Source organism: Pseudoalteromonas sp. TB25 (assembly GCF_000497995.1).
GTDB classification, from domain to species: domain Bacteria; phylum Pseudomonadota; class Gammaproteobacteria; order Enterobacterales; family Alteromonadaceae; genus Pseudoalteromonas; species Pseudoalteromonas distincta.
This window is the reverse complement of the sequence record NZ_AUTI01000185.1, coordinates 1-2,198: the sequence shown is the minus strand read 5'-3', so window position 1 is coordinate 2,198 and position 2,198 is coordinate 1. Positions and strand designations below refer to the sequence as shown.

Here is a 2,198-nt window from a genome sequence, read left to right as displayed (position 1 = left end):
GCGCTACAACAAGTGATTGATGGCGGCTTGTTACATGGTTTGCATTGTCATTTAGTGAGTATTAAAAATAACGAAAAAGACCTTGAAGAAAAATTTGTTAACGCACAGCACAAGCTTATCAGTATGGACTTTGAAGTGTCGGCAAGCTTTTTAGAGGGCAATATTTTTGACTCGTTAATGCAATATAAAGAACAAAATAATGTAGAACTAATTGTAATGGGTGCATTTGGGCACTCTAAACTAAGGCAGTTTTTTGTGGGCAGTAACACCATTAAAATGCTCGAGAACAGCGATGTGCCTGTGGTTATTTTAAAATAAATTTAATAACCTGCACCAAAAAGCCTAAAATCACTTAACTGATTTTAGGCTTTTTTGTTTTTGGCTTAGCTTCAAACTTTTCAAATAAAAACTGAATAAACGACGTAACCTTTTGAGCCACAAACTTTCTATGCTGCTCTGGCATAAATGAGCGCACGCCACGTTTGCTAAATGTTGCCATTATTTTTCGTTTACCGAGTTTGTCTTGTATTGCCAACTCGCCTTCGTGAAAAGGGGAATCATCTATTGAATTTGTGTTTATCATTTTGCTTGTAATTCGTGTGCGTATTTTATGGGCTAAATTTAACTCAATACACAATGAATGATAATGGGTGTTTTATTGACTGATAATGCACAATACAATGACAATACTTGCACCCTCTTAGTGCCAGGCGCGCACCAACATATGTCAAAACGGGTTTTTCATTCACTCTAAAAAAGCATTAAATACTATTTAAACAACAACTTAAAAAACTGGCTATGTTTTTGCAAACACTCTATTAACAAGCCAGTTTTATTTACGGCAAAAATTTAGGTTGTTGGCACTATAGCTATTAGCAACCATCGGCAAAGAAGCCCGCACACAATTATGCTTAATGCGTATTTGTGGCGGGCTTTTTTGTTATTTGTATTTAAACCGTCACTTTAAGGAATGCCATATGCAAACCTCCCAAAAAATACTCATTATTGGTAATGGTATGGTCGGACACCACTTTGTTGAGCAAATGCGCCAAAGCGATGCCAACGCAGACATTACCGTACTTTGCGGAGAAGCAAATCTTGCATACGATCGCGTGTATTTATCAAGTGTATTTGATGGCAAAACAGCCGCCGATTTAGCACTTACCACTCACGACAACTATAAACAACTAAATATTAATGTGCATACCAGCCAGTGGGTTGAAGACATTGATAGATCAGCAAAAATAGTGACCACATTAACCGGTGAGCAATACCCGTACGACAAACTTATACTCGCTACAGGTTCGTTCCCATTTGTGCCGCCTATAAAAGGTAACGACCAACCCCATTGTTTGGTGTATCGCACATTAGAAGATTTAGAACAAATAAAAGCCAGTGCAGCTGTAAGTAAAAGTGGTGTAGTTATTGGCGGTGGTTTGTTAGGGCTTGAAGCCGCAAATGCGATTAAGCAACTAGGACTTGATACCCACGTAGTTGAATTTGCACCGCAGCTTATGGCTGTTCAGCTTGATGGACAAGGCGGTACGCTTCTAAAAAATAAAATAGAAGAACTTGGCGTAACGGTACACACATCAAAGGCAACCAGTGAAATAGTAAAAGGCGAAACCAGTCGCTTTAGATTAAATTTTTCGGATGAGTCATTTTTAGAAACAGACCTAATTTTGTTTTCTGCTGGTATTCGCCCGTATGACCAACTCGGCAAAATTGCTGATTTAGAACTCGGTGAGCGCGGCGGTATTATTATTAATAACCAATGCCAAACATCTGATCCTGATATTTTAGCCATTGGGGAATGCGCCCTGTGGGACAAAAAACTATTTGGCTTAGTCGCACCGGGTTACAACATGGCGCGCGTTGCAGCGAGCCAATTAAGTGGTGGCGAGCTTGAGTTTTTAGGTGCCGACATGAGCACTAAACTTAAGTTGTTAGGCGTAGAAGTAGGCTCAATTGGCGACGCTCATGCAAAAACGCCTGACTGTAAAGAGCTTATATACCAAGACGCTATTCGCGGCTGTTATAAAAAAATCATACTAAGTGAAAAAGGCGATAAATTACTGGGCGCTGTACTAGTTGGCGATACCAGCGACTACGATACTTTATTGCAGTACATGCTTAACGACATGGACTTACCAGAAAACCCTGAGTGTTTAATTTTACCAGATAGCGGCGGCGCGCCG

General features: G+C 39.9%; 3 protein-coding genes. 2 read left to right on the top strand and 1 reads right to left on the bottom strand.

The annotated features are described in order from the left end of the window. Window positions 1-318: universal stress protein (locus tag L652_RS0104380; RefSeq protein WP_024603322.1), on the top strand; the 318-nt coding region annotated here is incomplete at its 5' end. A gap of 34 nt (window positions 319-352) precedes the next feature. Here L652_RS0104380 and L652_RS1000000125290 read toward each other — a convergent pair. After that, window positions 353-583, bottom strand: a complete 231-nt coding sequence (locus L652_RS1000000125290) for a hypothetical protein (RefSeq protein ID WP_024596345.1) — start codon at window positions 581-583, stop codon at window positions 353-355. Window positions 584-977: 394 nt separating this feature from the next. Here L652_RS1000000125290 and L652_RS0104370 point away from each other — a divergent pair. Continuing rightward, on the top strand, window positions 978-2,198 hold a 1,221-nt coding region (locus L652_RS0104370), incomplete at its 3' end, for an FAD-dependent oxidoreductase (RefSeq protein WP_024603321.1).

Coding starts and splice junctions, on each gene's coding strand:
- L652_RS1000000125290 (WP_024596345.1), bottom strand. CDS start 583: ATGATAAACACAAATTCAATAGATGATTCCCCTTTTCACGAAGGCGAG.